Here is a 17,525-nt window from a genome sequence, read left to right as displayed (position 1 = left end):
CGGGAGAGGTTAGCATAGGCTCCGTAGCAGCGGTCGAGCGCAGCGAGGCCGCGTTCGACTGCGAAGCAGTCGTAAAACCACGCACCTTGGCTTATCAAAAAACGTGCGTGCTGGTTTTACGAGGACTTCGTCCTCGAACGCGGCCTCGTTCTACTCGACCACTGCTACGTCAGGAATACTCCAATTCGATCTCGTCGAGCTGGTGGTCAAAACTCTTCAGGCGTGCGGTCCAGGTGTACACCAGCACCTCAAACTCGCGGTGTATCACCGCATTGCCGGGCGTGTCGGACTTGGGGTCGCAGAAGTCCAGTTGGTAGCGCTCACGGGCCATCTGCGTGGCAACGTCGGACAATTCCCGCGCATTATTCAGCCAATGCCGGCCATCGGCGACCTGCCGATCGAGGGCCACACACTGTTTTTTCAGGACTTCGAGGCTTTTTTCCAGGGGCGTGCCGGTAAGGTCGCCCATGACTTCCTGGAAGGTGCGCCCCGGCTGCCAATAGCTGCCCCAGAAATAGCGGTCGAACACGGTTTCGACTCGACGCAGGGCGACCTTGGTGTCCCAGATCGCTACGCGGGTCTTGCCTTGCTCGAGGAGTTTTTTCTTCACGCGTTGGTTCTGGTAGGACGCCCAGGCCACCACGCCGATGGACAGGGAGCCGATCACCAGGCAGGCGCTGTCGAGAAACACCATGGCCTTGTCGAGTTGATGGGCGAGCATGACGCCGTAGAAATACGCGGCCGATAACAACACCAGTGCGAAGAGCACGCACCAGAAAGCGGGAGCATAAGGGTTTTTCATTATTGGAATCCCCATGAGCAAACGCGAGCAGTGTCAGGCGAGTCGTCACGGCGACCCGCCTGTCCAAGCATAGCTATTCGCTCAGGGTTTGCCGGGCTGTGACGCTTGCGTTCGTCCGCTTTCCCAGCCGCCGCCCAGGGCCAGGAACAGATCGATCTGGCTCATGGCAACCTGGGTATTCGCCGCCGCCAGTTGCGCGCGCATCGCGGTGTAGGTGCGGGTGGCTTGCAGGTCGGCAAGGAACGATTCGCGGCCGGCCTGGAAGAAGCGGTGGGTCTGGTCTGCCGCCTCTTGGGCCGAGCGCTCGGCGTCCGCCAGCGCCTCGCGCCGTTGCAGCACGGCGGTGTATTGCGCCAGGCCGGTCTGGGTTTCGCGGATGGCATTGAGTACCACACCGTCGAAATGCGCCAGGGCGCCCTGGGTCGCGGCTTCGGCTTCGTGGATGCGCGCACGGGCGCCGTTGGTCGGCACCGTCCAACTGATCATCGGGCCGAAGCCCCAGCGGTTGGTCGCCGGCTGGCCGAGGTTGTCGAGCAGGCCCACGGTGCCCACCGTGGCGCCGATGGCGATGTCCGGGTACAAGGCGCCGGTGGCCACGCCGATACGCGCAGTGGCGGCGGCCAGTTGGCGCTCGGCCTGGCGCACGTCGGGGCGACGCTTGAGCAGTGCCGCACCATCGCCCACCGGCAACAATTGAGCGATATGCGGCAGTTCGGCACAGCTGCCGGTGCCCGCCGGCAGTTGGTCCACTGGCTTGGCCAGCAGCATCGACAGGCGGAACAGCCCGGCCTGGCGCGCCGCTTCGTAGCGCGGCATGTCGGCGCGCAAGGATTTGTATTGGGTTTGCGAGCGGGTGACCTGGGTTTCATCGCCACGGCCCGCGTCACGCAGGCGTTGGGTCAGTTTGGTGCTCTGGGCTTGCAGGTCGAGGGACTCGTTGGCAATCGCCAGTTCTTCGTTGGCCGCGCAGACCTGGGTGTAGGAGCGCACCACATCGGCCACCAGGGTGATGCGTGCGGTATCAGCGGCAGCCTGGGCCGCATCGGCGCTGGCCTGGGCGCTTTCGATGCCACGTTGCAAGGTGCCGAACAGGTCGAATTGATACGAGGTGGTAATGCCGACGCTGCCGATGTTATCCACCGGCACTTTGTCCGCCTGCAAAAACGCTTCGCCGGATTCCTGCAGCCGTTGCACCTCGGCCTTGGCGCCGGCACTCCAGCCGCCGGCGGATTCAGCCTGTTGGGTCTGATAACGGGCGCGCTGCAGGTTGGCTGCGGCCACCCGCAGGTCGGTGTTGGAGGCCATGGCCTGGCGTACCAGCTCGTCCAGGCGCGGGTCTTTGTACAGCTTCCACCAGTCGGCCGGCACCGGCGCCGACACCACGTCGCTGCCCTTGCCCGCCAGTTGCCCTTGCAGGTCAGCGCGGTTGACGGCAGACGTTTGCGGCAGCTTGTAATCCGGCCCCACCACTTGGCAGGCCGACAGCAACAACCCCAGCGCAGCGGTTGCCCACAGCGGCTTCATGGCTTGGCTCCGTCATTGGGTTTGTCGCCAATGATCGACACCGTGGCCGTACGCCCGGCGATCATGCGGAAGTCCGCCGGGACATCGTCAAAGGCAATACGCACCGGAATCCGCTGGGCCAGGCGCACCCAGCTGAACGCCGGGTTGACGTTGGGCAGCAGGTTAGAGCCGCTGCTGCGGTCACGGTCTTCGATACCGGCGACGATGCTCTGCACATGCCCGTGCAGGCGGGCGTTGTCGCCGATCACACGGATGTCGACGCCCATGCCGACGTGGATACCGTCGAGCTTGGTCTCTTCGAAGTAGCCGTCGATGTGGAACGAATTGCTGTCCACCACCGACAGCACCGGCCGCCCGGCGGTGACGAACTCCTGGGTACGCGGTGCACGGTCGTTGACGTAGCCGTCCACCGGGCTGCGGATCACCGAGCGGTCGAGGTTGAGTTGGGCCGAGTCCACCGTCACTTGCGCTTCGGCCAGGGCCGATTGGGCGCGGGCAACGCGGGACTGGCTTTCTTCCAGTTGCTCGCTGGGCACCAGGTTGCCGAGGCCACGGTTACGCTTGTACTCGCGGCTTGCCTGGGCCAGGGTTTCCTGGCGGTCGGCCACGGCGGCCTGGGCTTGGCGCAGGGCCAGCTTGAAGCGGTCCTGGTCGACGGCAAACAGTACCTGGCCCTTGGTCACCAACTGGTTGTCGTGCACATCGACGCGCTGGATCAGCCCGGACACGTCCGGCGCGATCTGCACGATGTCGGCACGGATGTGACCGTCACGGGTCCAGGGCGCAAACATGTAGTACATGACCATGCGCCACACAACGACGACCGCGAAGCTCACGATCAACAACGTCAGGACTACACGGCCGATGGTCAAAAATGGTTTTTTCATGTCATCAGGTATCGACTGAGTGAGTCCACCGCGCCCAGCAACAGCGCGTAGAGCCCCACATTGAACAATGCCCGGTGCCAGACCAGGCGATAGAAGTGGACGCGGGTCAACAGCCCGTGCACCACCAGGAACAACACGTACGTAATGCCCATCAGCACCAGCAGCGTGGGCAGGAACACCCCGCTGATATCCAGATCACCGATCATAAAGGCGCTCCATCGGGTAGCGGCGCTTCCATCTCCGTGCCGCCAATGAATTCCACTCCCGGCAACAACGCCAGGCGCAGGCCGGCCAGCGCGTGCAGCAGGTGCAGGCGGGTATCGGCTTCGTCTTGCAGGCCCTGGCCGTTGAGGGCGCGACGCGTGCGGTCGAGGGTCATCAGCAGACCGCTGGGCGCGGGCAAGCGTTCACCCGCCTTGAGGCAGGCCTTGAAGTAACCGCCCACGCCTTCCACCACCTGGTTGAGCAGCACCCGCGGCACGCCGAGGATGCGCGGCGAATAGGCCAGCAGGTCGAGCAGGTTGAGCGCCACGCGCAGGTCGCGCAGGGCGATGCCGGTGTCCTGGCCGATCATCGCCAGGCGTGGCAGGTGCTGCATCAGGCGGTCAAGCATTTGCACGGCCAGGTAGCGGTGTTCGTTCAGGGTGGCGGGCTCGGTCAGGCCGACGATGTCGCGCCAGCTGAAACGGGTCAGGCGCTTGGCCGCCAGTTCGGCGCCGAAGGGCCGTGCGATCAACGTCCACACAAAGGCGAACAACAGGCCCACGGGCCCGGCCAGGTTGACGTTGGCGAAGTTGAGGAAGTCCGCGTCGTAGGCGCCCTGGATGCTGATGAACGATGAGGTGTTCACCAGCGTCAGCAGCATGCCCAGGTAAAAACGCGGCTGCACGGTCAGCGTGCCGATGCAGATGAACGGCACCGCGAACGCCAGTACCAGCATCGGGAAATCGTGCAGGTTGGGCAGTACCAGGAACAGGTAGAGGCTGGCGAACAGCACCGACATGGCGGTCCAGAAAAAGAACCGATAGATCTGCGGCGCCGGGTCGTCCATAGAAGCGAAAAAACTGCAGGCCACGGCTGCCAGGATCACCGCGCTGCCGCCATCGGTCCAGCCCAGCAGGATCCACAGCACCGACGCGACGATGATCGCGGTGACGGTGGAAAACGCCGAATAAAGCATCAGGCCATGGTCGAGGAACGGCGTGAGCCGGCCCAGGCGCCAGTGACGGTACACGGCGCGCCAGGTGTCCTGGCTTTCGCACTGGATGGCGGCTTGCAGGCTTCGGCAGTCCTGCCACAGGTCGATCCACTCGCCCAGGCGGTAGAGGGCGTTGGAGAACAGCAGTGTGTGGCGCTCGTCCAGCGCTTCGCCTTGGGGTTGCAGGGCGTCGACCTGTTCACGCAGGGCGCGCCAGCGTTCCAGCGGTGCGCTTTCGGTGGTGTTTTCCAGCCACTGCCGGGTGGCTTCCAGCAGCGGCGTCAACTGCTCGAGAAACTGCGGCGCACGCTGTTCGACGGCATACAGCGCATCGTCGAGTTCCTCCACCAACGGCAGCAGGTGGATCATGCGCCCGCGCAATTCCTTGGTATTGCGCACCGTCTGCGGCCGCGCGCCTTCGTGGGGCAACTGGCCGATCATCAATTCAAGGGTATTGAAGGTGGCGACCATGCCGCCGCGCAGGGCGCTGACTTCTTCCGGCTGCACATTGCGGGAAAGAAAGCGCTGGCTGTAGACCTGGGCGTCGCTGAACCACTTGGCCACCGCGCCATCGAACACCGGCATCAGCCGCCGCGGCCAAAACATCGCGCCCACCACCGCCGCGACCGCAATGCCGAGGAAGATTTCCTCGGTCCGCGCCTCGGCCACATCCCACACCGCCAGCGGGTTATCCACCACCGGCAGGGCGATCAGCGGCAAGGTGTAGCCGGCCAGCATCAAGGCATAGTTGTTGGCGGTGCGCAGGTGCATGGAGAGGAACAGCAAGGTGCCCGTCCACAGTGCGATCACCACCACCAGGATGTACGGCGACTGCACGAACATCGGCACAAAAAACACCGCCGCCGCCGCCCCCATCAAGGTGCCGATGGCGCGGTACAGGGCCTTGGAACTGGTAGGGCCGACAAACGGACTGGAGACGATATACACCGTGGCCATCGCCCAATACGGACGCGGCATTTGCATCAGCATGGCGATGTACAACGCGATCATCGACGCGGCGAAGGTACGAACCCCATAGAACCAGTCACGGGCGGGCGGAAAACCGGTAAAAAATCCGTTCAAAGCGTCGCCGCCTCAAAGGCCCGCAGTACACGCAGTGCCGCTTCCATGTCGGCGGTCGCAATGTCCGCCAGCACTTCGCGGCGCAGGCGCACCAGTTGCACCTCCACCGCCTGCACCAACTCGCGACCGCGCTCGGTGAGGCTCAGGGCCTTGGCGCGGCGGTCGTGGATGTCTTCGCTACGGCACACATAGCCGTCATGGCACAGCCGGTCGAGCAGGCGCACCAGCGAAGGACTTTCCATCCCGGAGGCCTGGGCTACTTTGACCTGATGCACTCCGTCGCCCAGGCGACCGATCATCAACAACGGCACAGCGCAGGCTTCGGAGATGCCATAGCTCACCAGCGTGCTCTGGCAGATTTTGCGCCAGTTACGGGCGCCCACCACCATGCTGCTGCTGAGGTTCATCTGGAGGTGTTCGAGGGATTGAGGCACTGGATAGTTCGCATACAGTTAGTTTGCTAACTATCAATATGGTGGAAGGATCGGATTGCGTCAAGTTTTGAAACAATTTAGCGATGGATGGAGCGATTCAGTGGCAACACCGCAGGACGAATGTGGGAGAGGGCTTGCCCTGATGCCAGTCAGTTAAGCCTACATCGCCTCCTGTAGGAGCGAGCTTGCTCGCGAAAAACGTCAACGATAACGCGTGCTTCCTGAATGAACGCGGCGCCTAGATTTTTTTACTGCTCACCTTTTTTTTTACAAAAACACAATTTCCAAAAGATTTTTTTACACCCCTCGCCCACCCCGCAACATTAGATTCAACTCATCCACCACTTCCGCCCAATCGGCATCGTCCAAGATTTCCTCGCGCAAAAACGCTTTCTGGCTGTCGGTCCAGAAAAACGCATCTGCCAATTTGAGATCCGGCTTGAGTGGCGAATGGGTGGTCACAAACTGATCAATACTGACCGGGTCATCCGGCAGCCCAAGCTGTTTGAACAGTGACGGCAAGCTGTGCACAGGCGATTCCATGACGGGCTCCTGAAAAAAGGTATTTAACCGAGTCTAGCGGCAGGCCTCGGGTTGTGGTGGCGGCACGTTGCACAACACGAACAAACGCGCCCTGGCACCACCACCGTCCTGGCGACTGAGTTCGCGCCAGCCCTGGGGCAGTGGCGCGAAATCGTCCGGCGCTTCGTTGCTGCTGATCAGCCATACGCGGCGGGTGTCGGCGGGCAGTGCCGACAGATGATCGAGGTAGATGCGCCCGCCGTCCTGGTCCACCAGGGTGCCGAAGCCGTAGGCGTTGGGCCGGGTCGGCGTGCCATCGGGCCTGGGCGGGGTGTAGAGCTGCAGTTGGGCGTCGGTCTGGTCGTAATACACATAGCTGAGGTACCACATCATGTCGCTGAGGACGATGCGGTCGTCTTCCTGGTAATTGCGATTGACGAACTCCACCGGCACGTTGAATTGGTCGTGCTCATCCACCGTGAAGTTGTTTTTGAGGCCCACCAGCTCCACGCCGACAAACAGCACGAACAGCGCCGCACCCAGCAGCGACAAGCGCGCAGGCAGGCGGTCGATAGCCATGGCGACAAGGATCGGCAAACCCAAGGCGTACACCGTAAGGTAGCGCTCGATAAACACCGGGGAGATAAACGATACCCCGTAGACCAGCAACAGCGGCAGCAGGAAAAACAGCGCCAGCAGGCAAGCGGGCCGATGGCGTTCGCGGTCTCGCGCGGCAGTCATCACGACCACGGCCATCAGTAACAGCGGGACAAACCAGAACAGCGGTGGCCAGAAGCCGATACCTTCATCCTGTAACACGAACTGCCAGACCATCGAAGGCAGGGAAAACAGGCTGACCGGTTCTTCCCAGCCTATGTCCCCGCCTACCTTGAGTTGTTCGACGTGCTGCACCAGGTCCAGCAGGTTCGGCAGCCACGGTACGTACAACAGCACAATCGCGGCATTGGCTACCCACCAGGCCGGGCGTGCGATCAGCCGTCGGCCTCGCGGCTGCGCCTGCCACAGTACCCCCAGGTAAGCCCAATGCACCAGCACGCACAGGGCGGTGAAGTAATGGGTGTAGAAACCGGCGCTCATCAACGCCACATACATGGCCAGGTAGCGCAGCCGCTCGGGCTGGCGCACCCAGTACACCAGCGCCAGCGTCGCCCCCAGCAGCCACACGCCCAGCAGCGAATACATGCGCACTTCCTGGCTGTAGCGCACCGCCGTGGGCAGCAGCGCCAGCAGGATCCCCGCCAGCACGGCAGCACGCCGGGTAGACAGTTGCCGTGTCAGCCAGACACCCAGGCCCACGGCAACCACGCCGGGGATGGCACTCATGCCACGAATCGACCAGATGCTGTCGCCGAACAGCTCGATCCAGCCGCGCAGCATGAAGAAGTACAACGGCGGGTGCACATCATGAGCGGCGTGAAACCACAGGTCCGCAGCGGCGTATTCACTGAGCAGCAGGCTGGAGCCCTCGTCGCCCCAGATCGCCGCCGAAGTCAGGCGGTAAAACCGCAGGGCCATGGCCAGCCCCAGGATCGGCACCCACCACAGTCGGCTCAGCCAACCGACGCGTTCCCACGTAAGACGATTGAATGCGGGCAACGCCCCGACCTTTTCGTTTTGCTCTACCACAGACCGGCGCACCTCGATTCCCCCCGCTGTTGCCTTGAGTGCCTCAGCGCAAACACCGCCACTCTAGGACAAAAGCACCCGGTTCGCTTCTGGAATCGGACAAATCAGCAATTTGTGTAGGGCTTCACCGAAGCGCCCGCAGGAACACGCTATGATTGCCGCCCTCCAAGGACCCAGGATCAAGGACACGTCATGCGCATCGGTTTTCTCTCCCCCCTCGCACTGGCCCTGCTGGCCGGTATTTCCCAGCAGGCCCAGGCCAGTTCCGACGATTCGTGCTACCCCGATTGGCGTGTCTCGCGTGACAGCCTGGACCCTTGTAACAACGTGCCGTTCCTGAGCCCAGGCAATGACAGCCGGGCCAACCTGCGCCTGTTGCTGGCCGACAAAAAGGCCGCGCCGTTGGCGCCCAAAGCGTTGAGCGAAGATGACCTGGCCCAGGGTTTCGGCCCGGTGCCGTTCCCGGTGTATCGCCTGGCCGCTGCCTCCAGTGCAGAGACTGAGCCCGACTCGGACGATTCGCCTACCGCCGAACTCGACACCCTGCTGACGCCCCTGGGTATCAAGCGCGAGGAATACAAAACCGCTGGCGAAGCGTTCCTCAATGGCGAAGGCAGCCGCTGCCGCAGCAACGACGATGACAGCGCCACGGCGTTTATCCGCCAAGTGGTCAAGGCCGACATGCCGGCGGACGAGCGCGCGCTGCTGGCAAAGGCGCGGCTGCAACTGCTCACCACCTGCACCTGGGATGGCCCGGTGATCGCCGAAGCGCAGCAGATCCAGTCAGCCGGCGGCCAACTGTTTCGCACCTACCTGCAAGCCGCCGCCGATTTCTACAGCGGCCGCTTCGCCGAGGCCGCGCAAGGCTTTGCTGGCGTCGGCAGTGCACAGTCGCCGTGGCTGAAGGAAACCGCGCTGTACATGACCGCCCGCACAGCGCTCAACCAGGCCCAGGCCAACACCTATGACGAAGACGGCGTACCGCACCTGGACCGTGTGGATAAGCCCGCATTGGCCACGGCCGAGCAGGGTTTCAACGCCTACCTGAAAACTTACCCACAGGGCGAATACGCGGCCTCGGCCCACGGTTTGCTGCGCCGGGTGTACTGGCTGGCCGATGACAACACCCAGCTCGCCGACGCGTTCGCCTGGGCACTGACGGCCACCGACGAACAGCGCAATGTGTCTGAGGATGAGCTGGTAGAAGAAGTTGACCTCAAGCTGTTGATGGTCAACAGCGATACCGTCAAGACCCCGATGATTCAGCTCGTCAGCGACCTGATGGTGATGCGCGGCGGCAACCAGCCAGCCCTCAGCCGCGCCGACCTCGAGAAGCAAAAAGCCGCGTTCGCCAGCGAGCCAGAGCTCTACGACTACCTGCTGGCTGTGTGCGCGCTGTACATCGAGCATCAACCGGACGCTGCCTTGAAGCAGTTGCCGCAAAGCGTGCCGTCGAGCCTGAATTACTTCGCCTTCAGCCAGCAGACCCTGCGCGCCCTGGCCCTGGAAGCCAAGCAAGACTGGAAAGGCGCCGAGGCCTTGTGGCTGCAATTATTGCCACTGGCAAAGCTGCCGTTGCAACGCGACCAGTTGGAGTTGGCACTGGCCATGAACTACGAGCGCAGCGGCCAACTGGCCAAGGTGTTCGCCAGCGATTCGCCGATCAGTGCCAGGCAGGTGCGCTACATCCTGCTGCGCAACGTTGCCGGGCCTGAACTGCTGCGCCAGCAGATCGCCCAGGCGAGCGATCCGCTGGAACGCCAGACCGCGCAATTCGTGCTGCTCTACAAAGACCTGCTGCGCGGCCAGTTCGCCACGTTCGCCGAGGACCTCAAGCAACTGCCGGCCCAGGCCCCCGAGGACAAGCTGGGCACCAGCCTGGGTTATGTCTACAGCGCCAGCCAGACGCTTAAGCTGTTCCAGTGGAACGGCGACAAGGCCGAATCCGGCTACGCCTGCCCCAGCATCGCGCAAACCGCAGCGACCTTGCAGACCGACGCGAAGAACCCCCAGGCCCTGAACTGCTTCGGCGAATTCATCCTGCGCAACAACCTGGACGGCATGCCTCTGGAGCAGGCCCGCGCCGCCGGCAGCCTGGGCAGCACCGCCTCGGACTTCAAGGGTGAAACCTTCTCGCGGCTCGACGGTTACCAACAGGTCATCGGCAACGCCAAGGCGCCGAAAAACGACAAGGCCTACGCCCTGTTCCGCGCCATCAGCTGCTACGCGCCGGCCGGCTACAACAGCTGTGGCGGCAAGGACGTCGAACCCGGCGTGCGCAAAGCCTGGTTCCGCCAGCTGAAAAGTGGTTTCGCCGACACCCAGTGGGGCAAATCGCTGCAGTATTACTGGTGAAACACCTGTGGCTGGGCTTGCTGTTGCTGGCAAGCCCGGCATTCGGTGCCGTCGATGCCCGCGACTACGACGCCTTCTGGCTGTGGAGCGGCGTCACGCCGCAACCGGTACTCAAGCAGGCCAAGACCCTGTACATCCTCCAGGGCCAGATCAACGCCACCCGCCGCGCGCCCCAGCGCGGTGTGCAGCTGATCGCCCAAGGCATCAGCGTACCGCGCCTCACCCGCGGCGACGTCTGGGTGGTCTACCGCGCCCACACCCTGCACTGGCCCGAACAGATCTATACCCAACTGCTCGGCCAGGTACAACGCTGGCGCGACGCAGGCAACCCAGTGGTCGGCATCCAGATCGACTTCGACGCCCGCACCCAATACCTGCACGAATACGCCGACTTCCTGCGCGACCTGCGCCAGCGCCTGCCGGCCGATCTGAAACTGAGTATCACCGGCCTGATGGACTGGAGCAGCAACGCCGACCCCACCGCCATCAGCCAGCTCAAAGGCGTGGTGGATGAGGTGGTGGTGCAGACCTATCAGGGCCGCCAGAGCATTCCGGATTACGCGGCGTATTTGCCACGGATGAACCGGATGGGGCTGCCGTTCAAGATCGGTTTGATTCAGGGTGGGGAGTGGGAGGAGCCGGGGTATTTGCAGGGGAGTGAGTGGTTTCGGGGGTATGTGGTGTTTTTGCAAAACCGTTGACACTCGCTTTTGGAGCCCCATGAAAAGTCAAGACATCGTCATCCTGTTCAAACTGATCAGTCTGGAACTACAGGAAGGTTGTTCAACGCAAGACGTTGTCATCTTTATGCTTTTGCAGTCTTAAAAAACACTGTGCCCTGAGGACAATCACGACAGCCCTTGCTCGTGAAACGCCCCTATAAAGCCCAAGCTCCACATGCCCAGCCCGATAACGATCCAGATTGCGTTAGCCCAAGTCAGGCGATTGTTCGCCTCGCCATCTGTGTCGCCCTCGATCAGGTTCACCGCGCCTTGCACCTGCACGAACAGCGCTACCTGCACGATCATCAAGCACACGCTCAACTTCATTGCCGTCATGGCGGTGACGAAAAAAACGTAGGTAAAGGGTAACAACCCACACGCAATAAGCCCCAGCGCCATGGCTCGCGGCCACCAGTGGTACGGCGTACCGTCAAGCGCCAGTTTCTGCCTGATTTTCATCACCAGCGAATACAGAAAAAACACCGAGAAGAACGCTCGCACCAGCGGCAACACCTTTGCGCCAGTAGCCCGCCGATAGCAGGCCCACTGCTGGTAACACCAGTAGAAGAGATAAAAACCTTGGGACAGCAACACCATCAGGACCAGCTTGCGCGGCGCGACCACGAAGAATGTAGGTTGGATGGCGGAGACTGGAGTGCGCAGATCAGCTTGTGGAGGCGCGTAGGGGTTTTCGATGACAGACATCGGAAAGACTCACAGGTAATAATCGGACTGAAAGCTTAACGATCAAGGTTCACCAAGGTTTAAGGCAGCAAAAATCAAGAACGGTCCTACATCGGATACTCCAATTTCAATGCTGAGCCATTGCCACTGGGTAGACCGACTCCCACCCGCCCCCCAACGCCTTGTACAACCCCACCATCGCCAACGACACCCCGGTAGAACTCTCGACCCACTGCTCCTGCGTGGCCAGCAGCGCGCTTTGCACGGTGAGCACGTTGACGAAATCCACCACGCCTTCAACGTATTGGTGCTGTGCGGTGGTCAGGGCGATCTGGTTCTGGCGCACGGCTTCGGCGAGGCTGTCACGGCGCAGCTGGCTGGCGTTGTAGCGGGTCAGTTGGTCGTCGATTTCATGCCAGGCACGCAGCACCGTTTGCTGGTAGGCCAGGGCCGCTTCCTGTTGCTGGGCTTCGCGCAGGTCCAGCATGCCTTGCAGGCGGCCGCCGCTGAACAGCGGCAGGCTCACTTGCGGGCCGAAGGCAAACGCACGAGAGCCCCAGGAGCCGAAATCCGACAGTTGCATGGCCTGGGAACCGAGGCTGCCGGACAAGGTAATACGCGGGTAAAAATCGCCCTTGGCCACGCCGATGCTGGCGGTGGCGGCGTGCAGGCGCGCCTCGGCCTGGCGGATATCCGGACGGCGTTCGGCGAGCTCCGACGGCAGGCCGATGGCGACCTGGCGTTGGGCCTGCGGTACGGCGGCGTCCTTGGACAATTGCGCGTGCAGAGCCTGGGGTGGCTCGCCCATCAACAGGCTGAGGGCGTTGATCAACTGGTCCTGGCGTTGCTGCAGATCCGGCAGCCGCGCTTCGATGGCGGCGACCTGGGCGGCGGCTTCGGCGACATCGAGGTCGGTGGCCACGCCGTCAGCCAGGCGCAGTTGCGAGAGCTTGAGGCTGTGGCGGGCGACGTCGAGGTTTTGCTCGGTCACCGCGCGGGTATTTTGCACGCCGCGCAGTTGGATGTAGTCCTGGGCGGTCTCGGCCAGCACCGATAACAGCACGGCGCGGCGGTCGTTTTCCGCCACTTGCAGGGTGGCATCGGCGGCTTCGGTTTCGCGTTTGACCCGACCCCAGAAGTCCAGCTCCCAGGACGCCGAGAACCCCGCGTCCCACTGGTTGAACGCGGAACGGCCGTTTTCGCCGGAGGGATCGTTCAGGCCTTTGCCGCTGTTGCGTTTGCGCTGGTAGGCCCCCGTGGCGTCGACAGTGGGATAACGCTCGGCGGTGGTCACCTGGCGGACCGCACGGCTTTGTTGCAGGCGGCTGCTGGCCAGCTTCAGGTCGAGGTTATCGGTCAGCGCGCGGCGCGTGAGGGCCGACAGTTGCTCGTCGTGGAACACGTCCCACCAGCGCTCTTGCAGCGGATCACTCACTGCTCGGCTGGCGGCTTGTCGCCCTTGAGGTTCGCTCCACCGCGTGGCTTGCGGCGTGTGCGGGCGCTGAAAATCCGGCCCGACAGTGCAGGCACTCAGGCTGATAACACTCAGGGTGAGCCAGGCAAGGTGTCTCATTGCTGGGCCACCTCACGCTGCTTGACCGGCTGCGTGTCGACGCTGGCTTCAACCGACATGCCGACCCGCAGGCGCTCGGTCAGCGGTTGGTTGGGTTCGAGGACGATTTTTACCGGGATACGCTGCACCACCTTGGTGAAGTTGCCGGTCGCGTTGTCCGGCTTGACCGATGCGAAGGTCACACCCGTCGCCGGTGCGAGGCTCTCCAGGTGGCCGTTGAGCAACTCCCCGTCGAGGCTGTCGACCCGCACCTGCACGGCCTGGCCCGCGTGCATATGGGACAGCTGGGTTTCCTGGAAGTTGGCGACCACGTAGGCCTCGGCCAACGGCACCACCGCGAGGATCTTGCTGCCAGGGGTCACATAGGCACCGACCCGCACCGCACGCTCACCAACCATGCCATCCACCGGCGCGACGATGCGCGTGTAGGACAGCTGATAGCTGGCCATTTCCAACGCGGCCTGGGCACGCTTGAGTCCACCTTCGGCTGCATCGCGCTGGGCCGTGAGGATTTCCACCTGCTTACGTTCGGCCGCCAGCACCGCGGTGGCGTTGGCCAGGCGCGCGTTGGCCTGGGCGATGCGGGTCTTGGCTTGCTGGGCGTTCTGCACGGTACCCGCGCCCACGCCGGCGAGGTGGTTGTAGCGGTTCAGTTCATGTTCGGCGAAGGCCACTTCGGCGCGGTCTGCCGCCACGGTGGCCTGGGCCTGGGCGATCACCGAGCTCTGGCGCTCCAGGGTCGCGGTGGCGTTTTTCAGCTGGGCCTGGGCGACCAGGGTGTCGGCGTCGGCGGCCTGGGCGGCGGCGCGAAAATCGCGGTCGTCGATCAGCGCCAACAGTTGGCCGGCCTTGACGCGCTGGTTGTCTTCCACCAGCACTTCCTTGATAAAGCCCGCCACACGTGGCGCCACCAGGGTGAAATCGGCGGCGACGAAGGCGTCGTTGGTGGCCTGGCGCTTGTTGCCCAACAGGCCGGGCGCGACCAGGTACACCAGCACCCCGACAGCAAACACGGCGATAACGGAGACGGCGATTTTGTCTTTGCGTTTCATGGGAAGTCCTTGTGGCTAGGTCGGTGCGCGAGGCGGAAAAATCCGCGTGGGCATCCAGAAAATCAGCAGGATCAACGCCACCGCGACAGCGGCCATGACGTAATAGAGATCCGAAGAAGTCAGCACCACGGCCTGCTCGTGCAGGCGGTGGGCCAGGCCCGGCGCATCGCCGTCGGCCAGCGGCGAGTTACCCAGGCGGTCCACCAGCATGGTCGAGTGAAAGTGCAGGCGCTGGGTGGTCAGCGCATCCAGCACGCCGGTGGCAATCACGGCGGCCAGGCCTTTGACGGTGTTGAACCAGGCCGAGGCGAACGGCCCATCCGCCGGTTGAATGCTGCCGGTGGAGAGCATCAGCAGCGGCAACACCGCCATGGGCTGCCCGAAGATTTGCAGCAGGTACAGGCCGTAGAAATCATCGCGAATCCACGCCGAGGTCAGGTGCGCGCTGCCCATGCAACACAGCACCAACATCCCCAGCCCGATCCCCAGGACCCAGCGGCAATCGACCCAGCGCAGGTTGCACAACGCCGCCACCAGCGGCAATGCGATCAATTGCGGCAGCGCCATCAGCAGCATCACCGGCGCGGTTTGCAATGGGCGATAACCCTGGACCTGAGCGAGGAAACTCGAGGGGATGATGATCACCGAGGTCAGCACCATCAGCACGCCTGCCAGCACGATCAGGGCAAACGCCAGGTTGCGCAGGCCGAGCATCTGCAACTTGAAGAACGGCATCGGGTGCGACCATTCATTGAACATGAACAGCACCAGCAGCACACTGCCGCCGCATAGCAGGAAGGTGATCAGGCCCGACTCGAACCAGTCCAGGCGATTGCCCTGCAGGATGCCGATCACCAGCATGCAGATCGCCGGAAAGCCGAGCAACAGGCCGCGCCAATTGAATTGCTTGAAGCGCTCCAGGCGCAGCGGGTCTTGCGGCAAGCCGTAGGCCACGGCGGCCATGGCCAACAGACACGGCCCGACGATCTGCCAGAACGCCCACTGCCAGCCGACATATTCAGTCCACAGCGCCGCCAATGGCGTGCCAAGGCTCGGCCCGAAGGTGGCGGTAAGTGCGTAGCCAGCCAGGCCATACAGCTTGACGTTGGCCGGCAGGAAGCGCAGCGCCACGGTCATCAGCATCGGCGGTAAGGCACCGCCGGCCAGGCCTTGGACGGTACGCAGCAGCAGCAGGCTTTGGTAGTTCGGCGCAAACGGGCACAGGATCCCCAGTGCGGTGAACAAGCCAATAGCGCACAGGGTGAAGCGCCGCAGGGAAAACGTCACCGAACACCAGGGCGCAAAGGCCATGGCCGACACGGAGGTGGCCGTGTACGCGGCCACCAGCCAGGTGCCTTCGTCAAAGCCGATGTACAGCGCGCCGCGAATATCCGCGAGGGCCACCTTGGTGACCATCTCGTTGAGGCCGGACACCAGCACCGCGAGCAACACGCCAACCAGGCCGATGATGATGCGCGGGCCAAATACAGGCGGGGTGATGGCGGTGGGTCTGGCTGCGGCCGCAAGGGTGGGGGCAGCGAGGGAAGTCATGAACAGGCAGCTCGGGATTAGAAATACCCGAGCAGTTTAATCAGGCACATGCATGACAAAAAGTTACTTATTGGCAGCTTATAACTGCACCACACACAATCCTGAAACCGGCACAAATCTACATGTGGGAGGGGGTTTACCCCCGATTGCTGTGTGCCAGACACAGATTTTCTATCTGATCCAACGCAATCGGGGTGTAGAACCGTAGACATCGTTTACATCTGAAACCGGGGACATCGTTTACACATTTGAGGCCTGGACGCGGGTCATACCTCGTCCAAGCCTCCCCAAGGGATAATCACACAGGTACAAATCCCAAGCTTCATCTTCAGCTTCTTTGAGCCCTATCCTTTCCCCGGACAGCGCCTCGCTGATAAATACCAACTTGCCGTTCCACTTGATCGATCCGTCCTGCCTGACGCTTCGAACTTTCATTTCTGCCGGATATTCCACATCGGGCAAGCATCCTGGATAAATTCGGGTGGACGGCACATACAAGTCTCCCGGACGTTTCATGCCGAGCGCTTCGTGAGGGCGTACGTAATTAAACTCATGCCTGAAATGCTCCAGCAAAAGCTGCTGCTCGACTAAGTTTTTCCCTAAGGGCAACTCAAGTTTCAAGCTACGGTGCATTCGTTCATGGCGACCATTCTGGGCGGGTCTTCCCGGCATGGTTCGCTCGGGATAAATACCCAGCCGAATCCACCAAACTGCCAGTGTGGATATTCTTGCCAGGCCAGGAGAGGCGAACGGTACCCCGTTGTCCGAACGGATAACTTCCGGCATGCCGTACTCCTGAAAAAGCCTCTCAAAGGCCTGTTTTACAGGCTGGGTCATGATCTTGGGATGGGCCCTGCACGCTAAAATCAGCCGCGACGCATGGTCTGTGACGGTCAAAGGGAAGCACATCTGAGCATTAAGCATCTTGAACTGCCCTTTGTAGTCAGCACACCACGTCTTGTTAGGTTCGTCGGCCTTTCGCATTTGTGCGTGGGAAATGCTGTGTCGGCGTTTGAAGCGCCGCTTTTTGACGAGCCCAAGTCGGTCAAGCCATTGACCGGCCGTACTTGGAGAGGGCCAGGTGACGGAGGGATCTTCCAGCCGTAATAGCTCGAGAAGCTTTTTCGGCCCCCATTTATCGTGAGCCTCCTTCATCGCGACTACACGGGCCAAAATCTCGTCGTCGGTTTTATTTGGGCTGTTGTGAGGTCGCCGGGACAGTTCGGATAAAGACCTCAAATCGCCGTCGTGCCGGGCAATCCACTTATCGACGGTAGGTCGGCTAACGTCAAAGCGGCGTGCCAACTGGCTTTTGGTGAAGTTGCCAGAAAGCCAATCAGCTACCAGCTTGATTCTTTGATTCATGGGGGACTCTTGGTTCCAGGGCATGATCAGTTACCTCCTGATCATGCGTATTAGCCTGTAAACCATGTCCCCGGTTAGAAATGTAAACGATGTCCCCGGTTTGTACCGGGGCAAGCCCCCTCCCAC

15 protein-coding genes are annotated in these 17,525 nt (G+C 62.3%); 2 read left to right on the top strand and 13 right to left on the bottom strand.

Features of this window, described 5'->3' with window-relative positions; translation table 11 throughout:
• Positions 1-169: 169 nt before the first annotated feature.
• The 8 genes from BFP99_RS11805 to BFP99_RS11770 form a co-directional block, all read right to left on the bottom strand.
• Positions 170-802, bottom strand: a complete 633-nt coding sequence (locus tag BFP99_RS11805; RefSeq protein ID WP_027608077.1) for a hypothetical protein — start codon at positions 800-802, stop codon at positions 170-172.
• A gap of 81 nt (positions 803-883) precedes the next feature.
• Positions 884-2,326: an efflux transporter outer membrane subunit gene (locus BFP99_RS11800; protein ID WP_065924683.1), complete on the bottom strand. Its 1,443-nt coding sequence runs from the start codon at positions 2,324-2,326 to the stop codon at positions 884-886.
• Entirely contained in the window at positions 2,323-3,213 is an 891-nt protein-coding gene (locus tag BFP99_RS11795; RefSeq protein WP_027608075.1) for an efflux RND transporter periplasmic adaptor subunit, read from the bottom strand. Before BFP99_RS11795 ends, BFP99_RS11800 begins: the two co-directional genes overlap by 4 nt.
• On the bottom strand, positions 3,210-3,419 hold the full coding sequence (locus BFP99_RS11790; RefSeq protein ID WP_012721577.1) for a DUF1656 domain-containing protein: 210 nt from the start codon (positions 3,417-3,419) through the stop codon (positions 3,210-3,212). The genes BFP99_RS11795 and BFP99_RS11790 overlap by 4 nt, the downstream gene beginning before the upstream one ends.
• Complete coding sequence (locus BFP99_RS11785) at positions 3,416-5,494, bottom strand: FUSC family protein (protein WP_065947306.1); 2,079 nt, start codon at positions 5,492-5,494, stop codon at positions 3,416-3,418. Before BFP99_RS11785 ends, BFP99_RS11790 begins: the two co-directional genes overlap by 4 nt.
• Positions 5,491-5,901 (bottom strand): MarR family winged helix-turn-helix transcriptional regulator, encoded by a 411-nt coding sequence (locus BFP99_RS11780; protein ID WP_065924681.1) that lies wholly within the window; start codon positions 5,899-5,901, stop codon positions 5,491-5,493. Before BFP99_RS11780 ends, BFP99_RS11785 begins: the two co-directional genes overlap by 4 nt.
• 324 nt (positions 5,902-6,225) lie before the next feature.
• Positions 6,226-6,471, bottom strand: coding sequence for a DUF2789 domain-containing protein (locus BFP99_RS11775; RefSeq protein ID WP_065924680.1), 246 nt, complete (start codon positions 6,469-6,471; stop codon positions 6,226-6,228).
• Positions 6,472-6,504: 33 nt separating this feature from the next.
• Positions 6,505-8,109 (bottom strand): glycosyltransferase family 39 protein, encoded by a 1,605-nt coding sequence (locus BFP99_RS11770; RefSeq protein WP_065924679.1) that lies wholly within the window; start codon positions 8,107-8,109, stop codon positions 6,505-6,507.
• A 180-nt stretch (positions 8,110-8,289) separates the two neighbouring features.
• Between BFP99_RS11770 and BFP99_RS11765 the strand changes: the two genes are divergently transcribed.
• Entirely contained in the window at positions 8,290-10,452 is a 2,163-nt protein-coding gene (locus tag BFP99_RS11765) for an outer membrane assembly lipoprotein YfiO (RefSeq protein ID WP_065924678.1), read from the top strand.
• Positions 10,449-11,153 (top strand): DUF3142 domain-containing protein, encoded by a 705-nt coding sequence (locus tag BFP99_RS11760; RefSeq protein WP_065924677.1) that lies wholly within the window; start codon positions 10,449-10,451, stop codon positions 11,151-11,153. Before BFP99_RS11765 ends, BFP99_RS11760 begins: the two co-directional genes overlap by 4 nt.
• A gap of 147 nt (positions 11,154-11,300) precedes the next feature.
• On the opposite strand, the gene BFP99_RS11755 is transcribed toward BFP99_RS11760, so the two are convergent.
• The 5 genes from BFP99_RS11755 to BFP99_RS11735 all read right to left on the bottom strand — a co-directional run bounded on the left by BFP99_RS11755 (position 11,301) and on the right by BFP99_RS11735 (position 17,423).
• Complete coding sequence (locus tag BFP99_RS11755; protein ID WP_065947305.1) at positions 11,301-11,879, bottom strand: hypothetical protein; 579 nt, start codon at positions 11,877-11,879, stop codon at positions 11,301-11,303.
• Between the two features lie 106 nt (positions 11,880-11,985).
• Positions 11,986-13,431: an efflux transporter outer membrane subunit gene (locus BFP99_RS11750; protein WP_065947304.1), complete on the bottom strand. Its 1,446-nt coding sequence runs from the start codon at positions 13,429-13,431 to the stop codon at positions 11,986-11,988.
• Positions 13,428-14,483 (bottom strand): HlyD family secretion protein, encoded by a 1,056-nt coding sequence (locus BFP99_RS11745; protein WP_065947303.1) that lies wholly within the window; start codon positions 14,481-14,483, stop codon positions 13,428-13,430. The genes BFP99_RS11750 and BFP99_RS11745 overlap by 4 nt, the downstream gene beginning before the upstream one ends.
• A 15-nt stretch (positions 14,484-14,498) precedes the next feature.
• Positions 14,499-16,034 carry an MFS transporter gene (locus BFP99_RS11740; RefSeq protein ID WP_065947302.1) on the bottom strand — a complete coding sequence of 512 codons (1,536 nt, stop codon included), beginning with the start codon at positions 16,032-16,034 and terminating at the stop codon, positions 14,499-14,501.
• 240 nt (positions 16,035-16,274) lie between these two features.
• Positions 16,275-17,423, bottom strand: coding sequence for an integrase core domain-containing protein (locus BFP99_RS11735; protein WP_065924691.1), 1,149 nt, complete (start codon positions 17,421-17,423; stop codon positions 16,275-16,277).
• Between the last annotated feature and the right edge of the window lie 102 nt (positions 17,424-17,525).

Source organism: Pseudomonas sp. 1 R 17 (assembly GCF_900067035.1).
Classification (GTDB): Bacteria; Pseudomonadota; Gammaproteobacteria; order Pseudomonadales; family Pseudomonadaceae; genus Aquipseudomonas; species Aquipseudomonas marginalis.
Note: the sequence above shows the minus strand (reverse complement) of the source record. Positions and strands in the feature narration are given on the sequence as shown.

Excerpts from the sequence above, each read along its gene's own strand:
- BFP99_RS11805 (WP_027608077.1), bottom strand. The coding sequence starts at position 802 with ATGAAAAACCCTTATGCTCCCGCTTTCTGGTGCGTGCTCTTCGCACTG.
- BFP99_RS11800 (WP_065924683.1), bottom strand. The coding sequence starts at position 2,326 with ATGAAGCCGCTGTGGGCAACCGCTGCGCTGGGGTTGTTGCTGTCGGCC.
- BFP99_RS11795 (WP_027608075.1), bottom strand. The coding sequence starts at position 3,213 with ATGAAAAAACCATTTTTGACCATCGGCCGTGTAGTCCTGACGTTGTTG.
- BFP99_RS11790 (WP_012721577.1), bottom strand. The coding sequence starts at position 3,419 with ATGATCGGTGATCTGGATATCAGCGGGGTGTTCCTGCCCACGCTGCTG.
- BFP99_RS11780 (WP_065924681.1), bottom strand. The coding sequence starts at position 5,901 with ATGAACCTCAGCAGCAGCATGGTGGTGGGCGCCCGTAACTGGCGCAAA.
- BFP99_RS11775 (WP_065924680.1), bottom strand. The coding sequence starts at position 6,471 with ATGGAATCGCCTGTGCACAGCTTGCCGTCACTGTTCAAACAGCTTGGG.
- BFP99_RS11765 (WP_065924678.1), top strand. The coding sequence starts at position 8,290 with ATGCGCATCGGTTTTCTCTCCCCCCTCGCACTGGCCCTGCTGGCCGGT.
- BFP99_RS11755 (WP_065947305.1), bottom strand. The coding sequence starts at position 11,879 with ATGTCTGTCATCGAAAACCCCTACGCGCCTCCACAAGCTGATCTGCGC.
- BFP99_RS11750 (WP_065947304.1), bottom strand. The coding sequence starts at position 13,431 with ATGAGACACCTTGCCTGGCTCACCCTGAGTGTTATCAGCCTGAGTGCC.
- BFP99_RS11745 (WP_065947303.1), bottom strand. The coding sequence starts at position 14,483 with ATGAAACGCAAAGACAAAATCGCCGTCTCCGTTATCGCCGTGTTTGCT.
- BFP99_RS11740 (WP_065947302.1), bottom strand. The coding sequence starts at position 16,034 with ATGACTTCCCTCGCTGCCCCCACCCTTGCGGCCGCAGCCAGACCCACC.
- BFP99_RS11735 (WP_065924691.1), bottom strand. The coding sequence starts at position 17,423 with ATGCCCTGGAACCAAGAGTCCCCCATGAATCAAAGAATCAAGCTGGTA.